Raw genomic sequence first — 15,515 nt, forward strand, 5'->3', positions numbered from 1 at the left:
CCGCCGCGTGCTCCCGGTTCGTATCGCATGCTGAGCCGCTGTCACCCATCCGGCGTGGAAATGCCGTGCCTTGGCGGTTTGCGCTGCCGAACTCCGGCGGCGGGTCCATGGTGGAGATGGGCGCGATCCGGCGACCGCGCCCGCGCGCCGATCCCAGGCCCGCGTGCCGTGCGCCCGTCGCCGTTCTCCGGCGGGTGCCCGAGGTCGGGCCCGGTACCGGCACGCTGGGAGCAGGGCCACCTCGCAGGAAACCGAACGGTTCTTCTAGGCTCACATCTCGGCTTCCCTGCGGCGGTCCGGCCTTCGCGCCCGCCGCCGGGAGGCCGCCGTCCACGGGGCTCCGGGCGGACCGGGGCCACCGGATCGAGCGAGGAGGACGCAATGCCAAGCACGCCGCCCAGCCGTTCCACCGCACTTGGGCCAGACCGACCGATCAACGGGGCCGCCGATCGTCCCGGCCGCACGGGGGGCTCCGGTCGGGCCCGGTACCCCGGGGGCAGCGGTCGGCCGGTACGGCCGCTGAATACCGGCGGCGGCCGCGGAGGCGAGCGTTGAGTCCCCAGGTCGTCGGGTCGCCGGCCGCGCCGGGCACCGACGTGGACATCGCCGACCGGGACGAGGTCTCCGTCCCGGACGCCGCCGACGGCGAAACCCGCGCCGCCACCGCGACGGACGCCACCGCGCCGGCCGTCCCGGTCACCGCGGTCACGGCGGACCCGGGCCCGACCACGGCCGTGACCACCGTCGCCGGGACCGCCGGCACCTCCCCGAGCACCTCCGCGACCAGCTCCGCGGCCTCCGTCGCCGCCACCGTGAACGGCGCGGTCACCGCGGCGCTTCCCGGTCTGCCGCAGGCGCTCAGCACCCGCGCCCGTACGCTCGCCGGCGCCGTCAGGCGCCGCTGTGCCGACCTGGCCGGGATCGAGTCGCCCAGCGGGGACGCGCCCCGACTCGACGCCCTCGCCGAGGAGTTGGCCGCCGGGTTCCGTGCCACCGGTGCCACCGCCCGACGCGAGCCCGGCCCGGCCGGTGACCACCTCGTCCTGGAGTGGGAGGGGCGGGACGAGTCCCTGCCGCACCTGCTGATCGTCGGCCACCACGACACCGTCTGGCCGGCCGGCACCCTGGCGGACTGGCCGGTCACCGAGCAGGACGGCCGGCTCACCGGGCCCGGCGTGGTCGACATGAAGGGTGGACTCGCCATCCTGGAGGGCGCGTTGGCGCTGCTCGCGGACCTGGGGGAGCGGCCGCACCGGACCGTTCGCCTGGTCGTGGTCTCCGACGAGGAGGTCGGCAGTCCGGACGGGCGGCGCCTGGTCGAGCGCCAACTGCGCGGCGCCGCAGCGGTGCTGGGGCTCGAACCGCCGCACCCCGACGGCCGGCTGAAGACCGCGCGGCGCGGCAGTACCCGGGTCCGGCTCACCGTGACCGGGCGGGAAGCGCACGCGGGCAACGACGCGCACGACGGGGTGTCGGCGGTGGACGAGCTGGTGGACCAGCTCGTGCTCGTCCGCGGCCTTGCCGGCCAGCCCGGAACGGAGCTCAACGCCGGTCGGATCAGCGGGGGTTCGCGTGCCAACGTGGTCGCGGGCCGGGCCGAGGCCGAGCTCGGTCTGCGGTTCTCCACCGCGGAGGCGCAGCGCCGTACGCTCGACCACCTCGCCCGGCTCACCGCACTGCGCCCGGGCGCGAGGGTGCGGACGGAGGTGCTGTCCAGCCGCCCGGCCTGGCCCGAGCGGACGGGCAACCCCTTGCTGCGGCACGTGCGTTCGCTCGCCGCGGTGCTCGGGCAGCAGCTGGACGGCGCGCCCGCGGGCGGGGCGGGCGACACCAACCTGCCGGGCTCGCGCGGACTGCCGACGCTGGACGGCTTCGGCGCGGTTGGCGCCGGTGCCCACGCCCGGCACGAACACATCCGGCTGGACCAGATCGCCCCCCGGATCGCCCTGCTGGCGGCACTCCTCGCCGTGCCGCTGCCGCGACTGCGCGACCGCGCGGAGGGGTGAGCGGTTGACGCGGGTCGGCGGTCGGCGGTCGGCCGGTAACGGGCGACGGTCACCAGCCGACGGATAACAGCCGACAGCCGACAGCCGACAGCCGACGGATAACAGATGACGGATGACAGATAACAGCTGACAGATTTCGAAATCTGTCAGCTGTTATCTGTTTCGCGCCTTGCCATGCCTCCACCCCGCCGCGCAGAATGGTACCGACCGAACGGTCAGTCGGTTGGTGCGCGAGTGCGCGAGGATCGGGACGCGAGAGGTGACCGTGGTGACAACAGAGGTGGCCGAGGCGTTCCCCGCGCAGACGCCGGAGGAGCGCTTCGAGGCGGTCATCGCCGCCGAGCAGCGGATCGAGCCCAGGGACTGGATGCCCGACGCCTACCGGGCGACCCTGATCCGCCAGATCGCCCAGCACGCCCACTCCGAGATCATCGGCATGCAGCCCGAGGGCAACTGGCTCACCCGGGCCCCCTCGCTGCGCCGCAAGGCCATCCTGCTCGCCAAGGCCCAGGACGAGGCCGGCCACGGCCTCTACCTCTACGCCGCCGCCGAAACCCTCGGCGTCGACCGCGCCGAGCTCACCGAGAAGCTGATCTCCGGCCGCCAGAAGTACTCCTCGATCTTCAACTACCCGACCCTCACCTTCGCCGACGTCGGCGTGATCGGGTGGCTGGTGGACGGCGCGGCGATCTGCAACCAGGTCCCGCTCTGCCGCTGCAGCTACGGCCCGTACGCCCGCGCGATGGTGCGGATCTGCAAGGAGGAGTCCTTCCACCAGCGCCAGGGCTACGAGCTCCTGATGACGCTGATGCGCGGCACCGAGGGGCAGCGCCGGATGGTCCAGGACGCGGTGGACCGCTGGTGGTGGCCGTCGCTGATGATGTTCGGCCCCACGGACGCCGACTCGCCGAACTCTGCCCGCTCGATGGCCTGGCGGATCAAGCGGCACAGCAACGACGAGCTGCGCCGACGGTTCGTCGACATGACCGTCCCGCAGGCCCAGCACCTGGGCGTCACCCTCCCCGACCCCGAGCTGCGCTGGAACGAGGAGCGCGGCGGCTGGGACTTCGGCGAGCCGGACTGGTCCGAGCTGAACCGGGTCATCCGCGGCCAGGGCCCCTGCAACGCCCAGCGGATCGACCGCCGTCGCGCCGCGCACGAGGACGGCGCCTGGGTCCGCGAGGCGGCCGTCGCCTACGCCGCCAAGCGCGCCGCGGAGCAGTCCGCGGGGCAGCCCGACGAGCGGTTCGCCCCGCACGCCACCGAACAGGAGAACGGAAAGTGACCGAGTCCAAGGCCGGCTGGCCGCTGTACGAGGTGTTCGTGCGCCCCCGGCGCGGCCTGAACCACGTCCACGTGGGCTCGCTGCACGCGGCCGACGACCGGATGGCCCTGCTCGCCGCCCGCGACCTCTACACCCGCCGCAACGAGGGCGTCAGCCTCTGGGTGGTCCGCTCGGACGCGATCACCGCCTCCACCCCGGACGAGCGCGACCCGTTCTTCGAGCCCAGCGGCGACAAGGTCTACCGCCACCCGACCTTCTACGACATCCCCGAGGATGTCCCGCACATCTGACGGGGGAACCACCATGCAGGACCACACCACGTCCACCACCGAGGACGACCACGTCTACCTCAGCCTCACCGAGGCCACCCCCGGCCCCGAGGGCGAGGGCCGCTGGGCGTACGGCACGGGCTTCGCCGACCCGCTGCTCGGCGTGGACACCGCCCTGCCCGCCGGGACGGACGGCGCGGACCTCGCCGCCTACTGCCAGATGCTGGGCGACGACGCCCTCGTCCTCGCCCAGCGGCTGATCGAGTGGTGCACCCGGGCGCCGGAGCTGGAGGAGGAGGTCGCGCTCGCCAACCTGGGCCTCGACCTGCTCGGCCAGGCCCGCCTGCTGCTCACCCGGGCCGGCCAGGCGGACGGATCCGAGCGCACCGAGGACGACCTGGCGTACTGGCGCGAGGAGCACGAGTTCCGCAACGTCCGGCTGGTGGAGACCCCGAACGGCGACTTCGCGTACTCGGTCGCCCGGCTGCTGCTGTTCGCCACCGCGCGCGGCGCCCTGTACGAGGCGCTGAGCACGCACGCCGACCCGGTGCTGGCGGCGGTCGCCACCCGGGGCGTCAAGGAGCTGGCGTACCACCGCGAGTACGCCACCGCCTGGACGCTGCGCCTCGGCGACGGCACGCCGTACTCGGCCGAGCGGATGCAGGCCGGGCTGGACGCGGTCTGGCCGCTGATGGAGGAGCTGTTCACGGCGCACCCGGTGGAGCTACGGGTGGGCGTCGACCCGGCGACCCTGCGCGAGCCGGTGCTGCGCTCGCTCGCCGCCGTCCTCGCCGAGGCCGGGCTGTCCGTGCCGGACGTTCCGCCGCTGGCCACCGTCCTCGGCCGGGGCGGTCGGGACGGCGTGCACACCGAGGCCCTCGGCCCGCTGCTCGCCGAGCTGCAGGTGGTGGCCCGCGCGCACCCCGGGGCGACGTGGTGACCGGCGGCCGGGTCGGCGCGGGCGCCGTGGGTGCCGTGGGCGCCATGGGCACTACGGGCGCCATGGGCCCTGCGGGCGACGCGGGGACGGAAGCCGTCGGCACGACCCGCGGCCTCGCCTGGGCGGTCGCCGCGGGCGTCCCGGACCCGGAGCTGCCCATGCTGACCCTGGCAGACCTGGGCGTCCTGGCGGACGTCGAGGTGGACGGAGGCAGCGGTGCCGTCACGGCCTGGCTGACCCCGACCTACTCGGGCTGCCCCGCCGTGGCCGAGATGGCCGCCGACGTCGACCGCCGACTGCGCGCGGCCGGGTACCCGGACGTCCGGGTGCGGCTGCGACTCGACCCGCCGTGGTCCACCGACCTGATCACGGCGGAGGGCCGCCGCAAGCTCGCCGAGGCCGGCATCGCCCCGCCGCGCCCGACCTCGGCCGTGCGGGCGGCCGGGCCGGTCCCGCTGGCCCTTGGCCCGACCCGCGCCGCCACGGCCACCGCCACGGCCACCGCCACGGCCACCGCCACCGCCACGGCCACCGCCGCCGCCGAGCACCGGGTGTGCTGCCCGCTCTGCGGCAGCGCGGAGACGGAGGAGCTGTCCCGCTTCGGCTCCACCGCCTGCAAGGCGCTCTGGCGTTGCCGCGCCTGCCGGGAGCCCTTCGAACGCGTCAAGGAGATCTGAATGTCCGCCGCCGTCTCGCCCGCCTCCGCCGACACCCCGGCGACCGGCATCCGCCCCGCTCGCCGCCCCACCTTCCACCGGCTGCGGATCGACCGGGTGGAGCGGCTCTGCGAGGACGCCGTGGCGGTGACCTTCGCGGTGCCGGAGGAGCTGGCGGAGGACTACGCCTTCCGCCCCGGGCAGACCCTGACGCTGCGCAAGCTGGTGGACGGCGCCGACGAGCGCCGCTCCTACTCGATCTGCGCCCCGGCCGGCGGCGCGCTGCGGATCGCCGTCCGGGAGGTGCCGGGCGGGCTGTTCTCGCGCTGGCTGGTGCGCGAGGCCCGGTCCGGCGAGGAGGTGGAGGTCCTGACGCCGTCGGGTCTCTTCAGCCCCGAACTCGGCGTCCCCGCCGACCACGTGCTGCTCGCGGCCGGCTCCGGCATCACCCCGATGCTGTCGATCGCCGGCTCCGTGCTGGCCGCCGACCGCAGCTCCACCGTCACCCTGCTCTACGGCAACCGCCGCAGTGACACCGTGATGTTCGCGGACGAGCTGGCCGATCTGAAGGACCGCTACCTCGGCCGCTTCCAGCTGGTCCACGTGCTGTCCCGGGAGACCAGGGACGCCGAGCTGCTCAGCGGCCGGCTCGACCCGGAGCGGGTGCGGGCGCTGCTGGCGGCGCTGGTGGATGCCGGGAGCGTCGGGCACTGGTGGCTGTGCGGCCCGTTCGGCATGGTCGCCGGGGCGAAGGAGCTGCTCGCCGAGCTGGGCGTCCCGGCCGAGCGGGTGCACCAGGAGCTGTTCCACGCCGAGGACGAGCCGCTCCCGGAGCGCGACGAGGACTGGGACCGCACGGACGCCCAGGACCGGACGGACGGTGGCCCGCAGAGCGAGGTCACCGTCGTCCTCGACGGCCGCGGCAGCACCCTCTGCCTCCCGCGCGACCGCTCCATCCTGGACGGCGCCCAGCGCTCCCGCCCGGACCTGCCGTTCGCCTGCAAGGGCGGGGTCTGCGGCACCTGCCGGGCCCTGGTCACCGAGGGCGAGGTGGAGATGCGCCGCAACTTCGCCCTGGAGGAGAAGGAACTGGCCGCCGGCTACGTGCTCACCTGCCAGGCCCGCCCGGTCACCGACCGGGTGACGGTCGACTACGACCGCTGACCGGCCCGACGCGTCGGGCGGCGGTCACACGGCCGCCGGGACGGGCCGGCGCGGCGTCGGAACCTGCGCGGGGTCGACCGGTTCGGTGGGGTCGGCCAGGTTGGTCGGGTCGGCCGAGTCGGCCAGGTTGGTCGGGTCGGTCGGGTTGGTCGGGATGGCCGGGAGGTCGCGGACGGCCGGGTCGCCGAGCAGCTTGACCAGGTCGTTGACGGCCGCGCGCCCGGCCCGGTTGGCACCGATGGTGCTGGCGGACGGGCCGTAGCCGACCAGGTGGACGCGCGGGTCGGCGGTGGCGCGCGTGCCGGTCAGCGCGATGCCGCCGCCGGGGGAGCGCAGACCGAGCGGGGCGAGGTGGCCGACCTCGGGCCGGAAGCCGGTGGCCCAGACGATCGCGTCCACCGCCAGCTCCTCGTCGCCCCAGGCGACGCCGCGCTCGGTGAGGCGGTCGAACATCGGCCGGCGGTGCAGCGCGCCCAGCTCCTCGGCGCGCCGGTAGGCGACGGACGGGCCGAGGCCGGTCACGCTCACCACGCTGCGCACCGGCAGGCCCTGCCGGACCCGTTCCTCGACCTTGGCGACCACCGCGCGCCCGTACTCGGGGGTGAACGGCTCCTCGTGGAAGACGGGCTCGGAGCGGGTGACCCAGACCGTCTCGCCGACCGCCGCCACTTCGGACAGCACCTGGACCGCCGAGGCGCCGCCGCCCACCACCAGGACGCGCCGGCCCGCGAACTCCCCGGGGCCGCGGTACTCGGCGTAGTGCAACTGGCGGCCGGCGTAGTGGCCCGGGTAGTGCGGGAGGAACGGGCGGGTCCAGGTGCCGCTGGCGTTGATCAGCGCGCGGGTGGACCAGGTGCCGCGATCGGTCTCGACAAGCAGCCGGGCTTCGGGGCGCTCGGACTCGGCGCGTACGGCGCGCACCACCACCGGGCGCACGACCGGGAGCGCGTGCCGGGCCTCGTACGCCGCGAAGTACCCCGGCACCACCTCACGCGCGGGGGCCTCGGGGTCGGCCGGGGGAAGCTCGGCGTCCGGGAGATCGTGGAAGCCGTGCACGGTGGCCATCCGCAGAGACGGCGAGCGGTGCGCCCAGGCGCCGCCGGGCTCGGCGTTCGCGTCGAGCACGACGAAGCCGCCGTCGACACCCGCCCGGTACGGGGCGAAGCCGCGGCGGCGCAGGTGGTAGGCGGCGGACAGGCCCGCCTGCCCGGCGCCCACCACCAGGACGTCCACGCGTTGCGCCGCACCCGCGCGCTCGTGGCTCGCGCCCTCGCCGTTCGCGCCCCCGCCGTTCGTTGCACCGTAAACAGTCACGACGGTGAAACATCGGGAGGTCGGCGGCTGTTCCCGCCGGCCCCGGCTCCGGCCCCGGACACGGAGGTGGCAGGAGGGGCGTGGCGGCGTCAGGCGAGCGGGGAGATCACCGCGGCCGTGCCGTAGGCGCAGACCTCGGTGCCGACGTCCGCCGCCTCCGTCACGTCGAAGCGCATCATCAGGACGGCGTTGCCGCCGCGGGCCTTGGCCTGCTCCACCAGTCGCTGCATCGCCTCGTTGCGGCTCTCGACCAGGGTCTTGGTCAGACCGCGCAGCTCGCCGCCGATCAGCGACTTCAGACCGGCACCGATCTGGCTGCCGATGTGGCGGCTGCGGACGGTCAGCCCGAAGACCTCGCCGATCACGTGATCGACCCGGTAGCCGGGGATGTCGTTGGTGGTCACGACCAGGACGTCGGCGTTCGGGCCCTGCCCGCCGCCGTACTCGTTGATGTCAGACATGGGAGTCATCCTGCCCATGTCGTGCGTCCGGGTGACCGAGGCGGGGCCGGGCGGTGGCCGAGAAGGCTTCCGCAAGGTGGTCCGGACCGGTGATCGGGCGGCCGAAAAGCCGTACCGTAGCCCCATGGGCGAGCGAAGCGATCATCCACAGGGGCCGGGCGCGGCGGAGGACTCCGGTGCGCAGGAGATCGAGGCGACGGTGGTGCTGGGCCTGCGGATCACCGACTGGCCGGCCCTGCGCGCGGCCGCGATCAGGGCCGTCGAGGAGCTGGACTTCGACGGCATCGACCCGGCCGGCCAGCGCCGCGAACTGCTGCGCGAGGTCGCCGAGGACGCCAACGCGGCGCTCGGCGCGCTGCTCCACCCGGACCGGCTGGTGGCCGCGATCCCCGGGGTCGAGGCGATGGGCGGCACGCTGGAGATCAGCGTGACCGAGGACTTCACCCCGGACTTCGCCGAGCTGTTCCCGCTGGAGAGCGAGGAGGAGGACGGCGGCGCGGGCGCGGACTGGACCCTCACCCCGCGCACCGCCTGCCTGCTCCACGCCCAACTGCTCGGCCTGGCCGACGCCGCCTACGACGACCTCGACGAGCACGGGGACGAGGCCGTCTCCGACGGCGAGGACCCGGACTGGACGGTCTTCTCCCGGCTGCCCCAGCGCACCTGGCGGCTGCACCGGGGCTGGCGCCGCACGATGGCCCGGGCCTTCGACGACCTCGCCGACGACCTCGCGCTCGGCGAGTGGCCGCTGCCGCGCTGCCTGGCCGAGGAGATCGCGCTGCGGATGGCGCTGGTCGACGCCCGGACACTGCTCGGCGCACAGCCCGAATCGGTGGCCGACATGATGGGCGACCTTCCGGCCGACCTCTACGACTACGACTGGGACGGCTGCCACGACGAGCTGTTCGGCGTCTACGGGCCGGACGACGGCGACCCGGAGCTCGCCGCCGAGCAGCGGACGGAGATGCTGCTGGCGGCCACGCACCCGGAGGGTTGGTTCCTGGTGTACGAGGACGCGGAGGAGCGGGACCCCCAGCGGGGCTACCGGCGCTGACCGGGCGTCGGGCCGGGCGGTCCGAGGGCCAGCGGGTCCGGCGGGCCGGCGGGTGGGCCGGGGCAGGGTGGGGCGGCTAGGCTGCGGGCATGTCCGATGTGCCTGGTATGCGCGATATGTCCTCGACCGGTCCCGTCGGCGCCGACGAGGCCCCGACCGGCGCTGACGAGCCGGAGCTGGCCCGGATCGCGCTCGGGCTCGACGGTGTGCGGGCGGCGCAACGCGGACGGACGGCCGAGGCGCGGGCCAGCTTCGAGGCGCTGTGGGAGGAGCTGGGGGAGCAGGACGTCTTCCACCGGTGCGTGCTGGCGCACTATCTGGCCGATCTGCAGGACGACCCGCGAGCAGAGCTGGAGTGGGACCGGCGCGCGCTGGCCGCCGCCGACTCGCTGACCGCCGAGCGCGCCCAGACCTACGAAGCGGCCCTCCAGGTGCGCGCCTTCTACCCCTCGTTGCACCTCAACCTGGCCTCGGACCACCTCAAGCTCGGCGAGCCCGACCTCGCGCGCGAGCAGCTCGAACGAGCCGTGCGCAGCCTGGACGCCCTGCCGGGGGACGCCTACAGCGCGGGCATCCGGGCGGCCGTGGAGGAGCTGCGGCAGCGGTTGCGCTGAACCGGGGCCCGTGGGCCGGCTGACCGCTGGACGGGGTCGGGCGGGACGGGAGGGAGAGGGTGGGGCGGGGGCGGGGGCGGATGGGGTGGGACGAGGGGGCCGGGGGCGGGCTGGCATCCTGGACGGGTGACTTCTCCGTTCGATGCCCCGGCTTCCGCTTCCCCGTCCAGTGCGCCCGACGCCGACCCCGGCGACTCTCCGGCCGTCGGGGACCGGGACGCGCGACCGCAGTACGTGCTGCCGCTGCTCGTCCGGATGGAGCGGGCGACCCCGCCCGGGCGGACGGACGCGCTGGAGACCTCGGCCCGGGCGGTGCTCACCCTGCTGGCCGACCCCCGGGTGACCGAGCCGGACGGCGAGTGGGCGGAGCGGGTCGCGGCCTGGGAGGACGCCCGGATCCGCAAGGTGGTCCGGCGGGGCCGGGGCGGGGAGTGGCGTCGGGCGGGCGAACTGCCGGGCGTCACCGTGCGGGGACGGGAGGCGGAGGTGCGGGTGTTCCCGCCGGTTCCGCTGGACGGCTGGCCGAAGGAGCTCGCCAAGCTGCAGGTCTCCGGGACGGACCTGGAGGAGACCGCCGAGGTCGGTGAGCCCGGGCCGGGGCTGCCGGTGCTGTGGCTCAACCCCGAGCTGGAGATGAGCGCGGGCAAGACGATGGCCCAGACCGGGCACGCCGCGCAGCTCGCCTGGTGGCGGCTGGACGAGGCGCAGCGCAAGGAGTGGGTGGAGTCCGGCTTCGCGCTGGCGGTGCGGACGGCGACGCCGGAGGCGTGGGAGGAGCTGGTCGGCAGCGGGCTGCCGGTGGTTCAGGACGCGGGCTTCACCGAGATCGCCCCGGGCAGCTGCACGGTGATCGCGGAGCACCCGGCGCTGCGGTGAGGGGAGCCGTCCGGTGGGCGACGGATGGCGACTGAGGGGCGAGAACTGGGGACCGGGGACCGGGGACTGGGGCCTGACGGGTGGCAACTGACAACTGACGGATGACAGATAGCAGCTGACAGATTTCAACATCTGTCAGCTGCTATCTGTCGGTTGTTATCTGTTACCTGCCGGCTGTCAGGCGCCGGAGGCCTCGAACCGGCGCAGCGCCCGGAGGCCGCCGTAGACCGCGAGGGCCGTCCAGAGCGCCATGATCAGCAGTCCGGTCCCGTGCCCGTAGTGGGTGCCCGGTTCGGGCTGGGTGCGCATCGCGTAGAGGCCGGCCCGGTCGGGCAGGAACTGGCAGACCTCGCTGACGCCGGGAACGGCGGACAGGAAGGTCGTGCCCAGGAAGAGCATCGGGGTGACCAGCCCGAGTGCGGAGCTGAAGTTGCCCAGCATCGTGGTCAGTCCGAGGCAGATCAGCACCAGCATCGGGTGGTACAGCACACCGGCCAGGAAGCTGCGGGCCAGGCCCGGGGTGGAGAAGTCCACGCCCACGGTGGCGTCGACCACCAGGAACGACCCTGCCGTCGAGGCCAGCCCGAGCAGCAGGCCCAGCCCGGCGCCGAACGCGAGCTTGGCGCCGTACAGTCGGCCGCGGCGGGGGACGGCGGTGAGCGAGCCGCCGATCATGCGGGTGTTGAACTCCTGCCCGATCAGCAGGATTCCGCAGCAGGCCACGGCGACGTGGCCGAACAGCAGGCCGTAGTAGATCCCGCCGGCCGGGTCCTCGCCGGGGGTGTGGTCCTTCACTCCGTAGGCGGCGTTGACGGCGGCGGTGATGCCGACGGTCAGTGCCAGCGCGACCAGCGGGGCCGCCCACTGCGAGGGCAGGGTGGCGAACTTGATCCGTTCGGCGCGCAGGGCGGCGGCGGTGGGCCGGGGGCTCATGCCCGTCCTCCTGTCGTTCGGGGGCGCGTGCCCCGGGGCTCACTTCGTGCGGTGCAGGGCGCGCAGCCCGGCGTAGGAGGCCGCGGCCGCCCAGAGCGCCATGATCAGCAGGCCGGTCCAGTGCCCGTAGACGACGTGCGGGTCGTCGACGTAGTGCAGCGCGTACTGGCCGGCCCGGTCGGGCAGGAACTGGGCCAGGACGCGGGCTCCGGGCAGCCCGCCGAGCGCCGGTGAGACCAGGAAGACGGTCGGGGTGATCAGCCCCATGGCGGCGGTGAGGTTGCCCAGCAGTGCGGTCAGCCCGAGGCAGAACACCACCAGCAAGGGCGGGTACAGCACCCCGGCGACGGCGGCGCGGGTGAACGCGGGGCCGTGCCAGGCCCCGGGGACGGTCGCCGCGTACCCCGCGAAGGAGCCCGCCGTTCCGGCCGCCCCGACGGCGAGGCCGACCAGCGCGCCGAGCGTGAGCTTCGCCCCGTACAACCGGGCGCGGCGGGGGACGGCCGTGAACGAGACGTCGATCATGCGGGTGTTGAACTCCTGGCCGATCAGCAGGATGCCGAAGCAGGCCAGTGCGACATGGCCGAAGTTGAGCCCGTAGAAGACGCCCACGCCGGGATCGTCGACGATGTTGGGGTCCGCGCCGCCGAGCCAGGCGCCCACGGCCGTGGTGAGGCCGGCGCTGAGCAGCAGGGCGAGCAGCGGGGTGATCCAGAGCGAGCGCAGGGTGGTGAACTTGATCCGCTCGGCGCGGAGAACCGGGAGGACGGGACGGGCCGGGAGGACCTTGGGGGTCGGGAGGTTCACGCCGCCGCCTCCGCCCGGTACTCGACGCTGTCGGCGGTCATCCGCATGAACGCCTCCTCCAGCGAGTCCTGTTGGACCGCGATCTCGTACAGCACCACGCCCTGGGCGGCGGCGAGCGAGGCGATCCGCTCGGGTTCGGCGCCCTTCACCTCCCAGGCGCCGCCGTCGACCCGGGTGGCGTCGAGGCCGTGGCCGGCGTCGGTGAACAGGGCGGCCAGCTTGGCCGGGTCCACGGCGCGGACCCGGATCCGGGTGCGGCCGTGCCGGTCGATGAAGTCGGAGGTGGCGGCATCGGCCAGCAGCCGGCCGCGTCCGATCACCACCAAGTGGTCGGCGGTGAGCGCCATTTCGCTCATCAGGTGGGAGGAGACCAGCACCGCCCTGCCCTCGGCGGCCAGTGCGCGCAGCGTGGTGCGGATCCACCGGATGCCCTCGGGGTCCAGGCCGTTCACCGGCTCGTCCAGCAGCAGGACGGCCGGATCGCCGAGCAGCGCCGCCGCCACCCCGAGGCGCTGGCGCATGCCCAGCGAGAAGCGTCGGATCCGCTGCCCGGCGGCGTCCGTCAGGCCGACCTGAGCGAGCACCTCGCCGACCCTGCGCTCCGGCAGGCCGTTGCTGGCCGCGAGCCAGCGCAGGTGGCCGCGCGCCGTGCGGCCGCCGTGCAGGGCCTGGGCGTCCAGCAGGGCGCCGACCCGCCGCAGTGGCTCGGCCAGTTCGGCGTACGGGCGGCCGTCGATCAGGGCGTGTCCGGCGGTCGGCCGGTCCAGGCCGAGGACCAGGCGCATGGTGGTGCTCTTGCCCGCGCCGTTCGGGCCGAGGAAGCCGGTCACCACGCCGGGGCGCACCTCGAACGACAGGTCATCGACGACACGTCGGCCGTCGTACTCCTTGGTCAGGCCCTGGATCTCGATCACGGCCGCGCTCCCTTCGGGTCGTTCGGTGGCTCGTTGCTGCCGGCGGTTGCGGCCGGTGGTCACATTCGACCGGAGCGGGGCCCGCCGGCGGATCCCGCAGCGGAGTGGCGCCGCCTCCCTCTCGGGGGGGAGGGCGGTCGCACCACGGGCGGGAGCCGCGAACCGCCGCTGGACTGGCAGGATGGCGCGGTGACCAAGATCGCCGTACCCGGGATCCTCGCGCCGCTGCTGGCCGGCGCCACCTACGCGCGCCTGCTGCACCTCTTGGTCGGATGGATCTTCGTGGGTGTCGTCATGCTGATCTATCCGGGGACGGTCGGGCTGACGCTCACCCGGATCGTGGCGGAGTGCATCGCCGTGGACTCCGTCCTGCTGATGCTCGTCGCGCTCATCCCGGCGACGCGGCGGGCGGAGGGGATCCAGGCCCGGCTGCTGCTGGTGCCCGACCGCGAGCAGGACATCGCCGCCGACTCCTCCCGCGGCTGGGCCGACCGGTGGCGCACCGCCCTGTGGCTGATCGGCCGGGTCGCGCTCGGTTCGGCCGTCGGGATGGCCACGGTGCTCGGCGTCAACGCCGGCGGCGGTCTGCTGGCGGGGCCCCGGGGGCCGAGCTGCCTTCCGCTGCTGCCGGTGGCGCTGTTCGCCTACGGCTGGCTGGTGGTGGTCGCAGGTCGTCTCCAACTCGCCATGGCGGTGAGGCTGCTGGGACCGTCCCCGGCGGAGCGACTGGCGGAGGCCGAGTTGCGGGCCGAACGGCTGCTGGAGCGCAACCGGTTGGCCCGCGAATTGCACGATTCCATCGGCCACGCACTGACGGTGACGGTCATTCAGGCCGGCGCGGCGCGGGAGGTCGGGGACCCGGAGTTCGTCGCCAAGGCGCTGGAGGTCATCGAGGAGACCGGGCGCCAGGCCATGGACGACCTCGAACGCACCCTCGTCCTGTTGCGCGAGACCCCGCCCGGCGCGAACGGCACCGCCACCGAACAGCCCGGGATCGAGCAGCTGCCGGCGCTGTTCGACACCGCCCGCGCGGCCGGCAGTCCGGTCGAGGCGTGGATCGACGTGCCGACCGGCACGCTGCCAGGGGTGCTCGCCCGCGAGTCCTACCGGATCCTCCAGGAGGGCGTGACCAACGCGCTCAAGTACGCGCCGGGGGAGCCGCTCAGGGTCTCGATCGCCGTCCGGGACGGGCAGTTGGAGCTGCGCTGCACCAACCGGGCGCGGCGTGGCGCGAACGGCGGTGGCGGCGCGGGCGGTTCGGGCGGCGTCGGCGGAGTGCCGCGCCCGGCGGGCGGCGGACGCAAGGGCGGCAAGGGGCTGCGCGGCATCCGCGAGCGCGCCACGCTGCTCGGCGGCGAGGCCACGGCCGGGGCGGCGGCCGACGGGAGCGGGGAGTGGGTGCTGGCCGTCCGGCTGCCCCTACGCTTGGGGGCGTGACGGATGATCTTGCCGGAGACGGGTCCGGCGGGAGACGGCACAGGGAGCGGGAGAGGGCACGGGGAGCACGGGGAACATGGGGAACACGGGGAGGGTGGTGCGGGGATGACGGACATCCTGCTCGCCGACGACGAGGAACTGGTCCGGTTCGGCCTGCGGGCCGTTCTGGAGGCGCAGGGGGACCTGCGGGTGGTCGGCGAGGCCGCCGACGGCGCGGAGGCGGTGGCGACGGCCCGGACGCTGCGCCCGGACGTCGTGCTGATGGACGTCCGGATGCCGGTCATGGACGGACTGGCGGCCACCCGCGAGCTGCTGCGCCCCGGCGCCCCGGGGGAGCGGGCGCCGCGGATCCTGGTCGTGACCACCTTCGAGAACGACGACTACGTCTACCAGGCGCTGCGCGCGGGCGCCGACGGCTTCCTGCTCAAGCGCTCCCGGCCGGCCGAGATCGCGCACGCGGTCCGGTTGGTGGCGGCGGGCGAGACCCTGCTGTTCCCGGCCGCGATCCGCCGCCTGGCCGCCGGGCACGGCAATCCGACCGCCCGCGCCGCCATGGAGCGGGCGGCGCTGACCGAGCGCGAGGCGGAGGTGCTGCGGCTGGTCGCGCGCGGTCTCAGCAACGGCGAGATCGCCGAGCAGCTGTTCCTCGGCGTGCAGACCGTGAAGACGCACGTCAGCAGTGTGCTGGCGAAGCTGGGCGCGCGGGACCGCACCCAGGCGGTGATCGCCGCGTACGAGTCGGGGTTCGTCGAGCCTTCGGAGTAGGGCGGGTCCGACGATTCGCG

The 15,515-nt window shown here is 74.6% G+C and carries 16 protein-coding genes; 11 read left to right on the top strand and 5 right to left on the bottom strand.

The window, feature by feature from the left end:
* Positions 1–551: 551 nt before the first annotated feature.
* The 6 genes from ACIRD3_RS01740 to paaE all read left to right on the top strand — a co-directional run bounded on the left by ACIRD3_RS01740 (position 552) and on the right by paaE (position 6,320).
* Entirely contained in the window at positions 552–2,006 is a 1,455-nt protein-coding gene (locus tag ACIRD3_RS01740; protein ID WP_402209964.1) for a M20 family metallopeptidase, read from the top strand.
* Between the two features lie 265 nt (positions 2,007–2,271).
* Complete coding sequence (paaA, locus tag ACIRD3_RS01745) at positions 2,272–3,291, top strand: 1,2-phenylacetyl-CoA epoxidase subunit PaaA (RefSeq protein ID WP_402210760.1); 1,020 nt, start codon at positions 2,272–2,274, stop codon at positions 3,289–3,291.
* A complete protein-coding gene (gene paaB, locus ACIRD3_RS01750) occupies positions 3,288–3,581 on the top strand; it encodes a 1,2-phenylacetyl-CoA epoxidase subunit PaaB (RefSeq protein WP_030056311.1) in 294 nt (97 codons plus the stop codon). Before paaA ends, paaB begins: the two co-directional genes overlap by 4 nt.
* A 13-nt stretch (positions 3,582–3,594) precedes the next feature.
* The gene (paaC, locus tag ACIRD3_RS01755; RefSeq protein WP_402209967.1) at positions 3,595–4,500 is read left to right on the top strand and encodes a 1,2-phenylacetyl-CoA epoxidase subunit PaaC; all 906 of its coding nucleotides are present in this window, start codon (positions 3,595–3,597) and stop codon (positions 4,498–4,500) included.
* A 44-nt stretch (positions 4,501–4,544) separates the two neighbouring features.
* Positions 4,545–5,177, top strand: coding sequence for a 1,2-phenylacetyl-CoA epoxidase subunit PaaD (gene paaD, locus ACIRD3_RS01760; RefSeq protein ID WP_402209970.1), 633 nt, complete (start codon positions 4,545–4,547; stop codon positions 5,175–5,177).
* Positions 5,178–6,320: a 1,2-phenylacetyl-CoA epoxidase subunit PaaE gene (paaE, locus tag ACIRD3_RS01765; protein ID WP_402209973.1), complete on the top strand. Its 1,143-nt coding sequence runs from the start codon at positions 5,178–5,180 to the stop codon at positions 6,318–6,320.
* A 24-nt stretch (positions 6,321–6,344) separates the two neighbouring features.
* Here paaE and ACIRD3_RS01770 read toward each other — a convergent pair whose 3' ends face one another.
* Positions 6,345–7,553, bottom strand: a complete 1,209-nt coding sequence (locus tag ACIRD3_RS01770) for an NAD(P)-binding domain-containing protein (protein WP_402210762.1) — start codon at positions 7,551–7,553, stop codon at positions 6,345–6,347.
* Between the two features lie 170 nt (positions 7,554–7,723).
* A complete protein-coding gene (locus ACIRD3_RS01775; RefSeq protein WP_402209976.1) occupies positions 7,724–8,095 on the bottom strand; it encodes a YbjQ family protein in 372 nt (123 codons plus the stop codon).
* Positions 8,096–8,219: 124 nt separating this feature from the next.
* Here ACIRD3_RS01775 and ACIRD3_RS01780 point away from each other — a divergent pair, with 124 nt between their 5' ends.
* From ACIRD3_RS01780 to ACIRD3_RS01790, 3 genes are all read left to right on the top strand, one after another.
* Positions 8,220–9,149, top strand: a complete 930-nt coding sequence (locus tag ACIRD3_RS01780) for a hypothetical protein (protein ID WP_402209978.1) — start codon at positions 8,220–8,222, stop codon at positions 9,147–9,149.
* An 89-nt stretch (positions 9,150–9,238) separates the two neighbouring features.
* Positions 9,239–9,763 carry a hypothetical protein gene (locus ACIRD3_RS01785; RefSeq protein ID WP_402209980.1) on the top strand — a complete coding sequence of 175 codons (525 nt, stop codon included), beginning with the start codon at positions 9,239–9,241 and terminating at the stop codon, positions 9,761–9,763.
* A gap of 126 nt (positions 9,764–9,889) precedes the next feature.
* Complete coding sequence (locus ACIRD3_RS01790; RefSeq protein WP_402209983.1) at positions 9,890–10,639, top strand: aminoacyl-tRNA hydrolase; 750 nt, start codon at positions 9,890–9,892, stop codon at positions 10,637–10,639.
* A gap of 177 nt (positions 10,640–10,816) precedes the next feature.
* Here the strand turns inward: ACIRD3_RS01790 and ACIRD3_RS01795 are convergent, their stop codons facing one another.
* From ACIRD3_RS01795 to ACIRD3_RS01805, 3 genes are read right to left on the bottom strand one after another with little or no spacing between them, the layout of a single operon-like run.
* On the bottom strand, positions 10,817–11,572 hold the full coding sequence (locus ACIRD3_RS01795; RefSeq protein ID WP_402209985.1) for a hypothetical protein: 756 nt from the start codon (positions 11,570–11,572) through the stop codon (positions 10,817–10,819).
* Between the two features lie 39 nt (positions 11,573–11,611).
* Positions 11,612–12,379 (bottom strand): hypothetical protein, encoded by a 768-nt coding sequence (locus tag ACIRD3_RS01800; RefSeq protein WP_402209987.1) that lies wholly within the window; start codon positions 12,377–12,379, stop codon positions 11,612–11,614.
* Entirely contained in the window at positions 12,376–13,293 is a 918-nt protein-coding gene (locus ACIRD3_RS01805; RefSeq protein WP_402209990.1) for an ABC transporter ATP-binding protein, read from the bottom strand. The genes ACIRD3_RS01800 and ACIRD3_RS01805 overlap by 4 nt, the downstream gene beginning before the upstream one ends.
* Positions 13,294–13,482: 189 nt before the next feature.
* On the opposite strand from ACIRD3_RS01805, the gene ACIRD3_RS01810 reads away from it, so the two are divergent.
* Positions 13,483–14,730, top strand: a complete 1,248-nt coding sequence (locus tag ACIRD3_RS01810) for a sensor histidine kinase (RefSeq protein ID WP_402209993.1) — start codon at positions 13,483–13,485, stop codon at positions 14,728–14,730.
* Between the two features lie 105 nt (positions 14,731–14,835).
* Complete coding sequence (locus ACIRD3_RS01815) at positions 14,836–15,495, top strand: response regulator (RefSeq protein ID WP_402209996.1); 660 nt, start codon at positions 14,836–14,838, stop codon at positions 15,493–15,495.
* The last annotated feature ends 20 nt before the right edge of the window (positions 15,496–15,515 follow it).

The organism is Kitasatospora sp. NPDC093550 (genome assembly GCF_044764985.1).
Taxonomy (GTDB): domain Bacteria; phylum Actinomycetota; class Actinomycetes; order Streptomycetales; family Streptomycetaceae; genus Kitasatospora.

Bases quoted from the DNA above. Each gene is read 5' to 3' on its own strand.
- paaD (WP_402209970.1), top strand. From the start codon at position 4,545: ATGGGCACTACGGGCGCCATGGGCCCTGCGGGCGACGCGGGGACGGAA.
- ACIRD3_RS01785 (WP_402209980.1), top strand. From the start codon at position 9,239: ATGTCCGATGTGCCTGGTATGCGCGATATGTCCTCGACCGGTCCCGTC.
- paaC (WP_402209967.1), top strand. From the start codon at position 3,595: ATGCAGGACCACACCACGTCCACCACCGAGGACGACCACGTCTACCTC.
- ACIRD3_RS01780 (WP_402209978.1), top strand. From the start codon at position 8,220: ATGGGCGAGCGAAGCGATCATCCACAGGGGCCGGGCGCGGCGGAGGAC.
- ACIRD3_RS01815 (WP_402209996.1), top strand. From the start codon at position 14,836: ATGACGGACATCCTGCTCGCCGACGACGAGGAACTGGTCCGGTTCGGC.
- paaE (WP_402209973.1), top strand. From the start codon at position 5,178: ATGTCCGCCGCCGTCTCGCCCGCCTCCGCCGACACCCCGGCGACCGGC.
- ACIRD3_RS01795 (WP_402209985.1), bottom strand. From the start codon at position 11,572: ATGAGCCCCCGGCCCACCGCCGCCGCCCTGCGCGCCGAACGGATCAAG.
- ACIRD3_RS01775 (WP_402209976.1), bottom strand. From the start codon at position 8,095: ATGTCTGACATCAACGAGTACGGCGGCGGGCAGGGCCCGAACGCCGAC.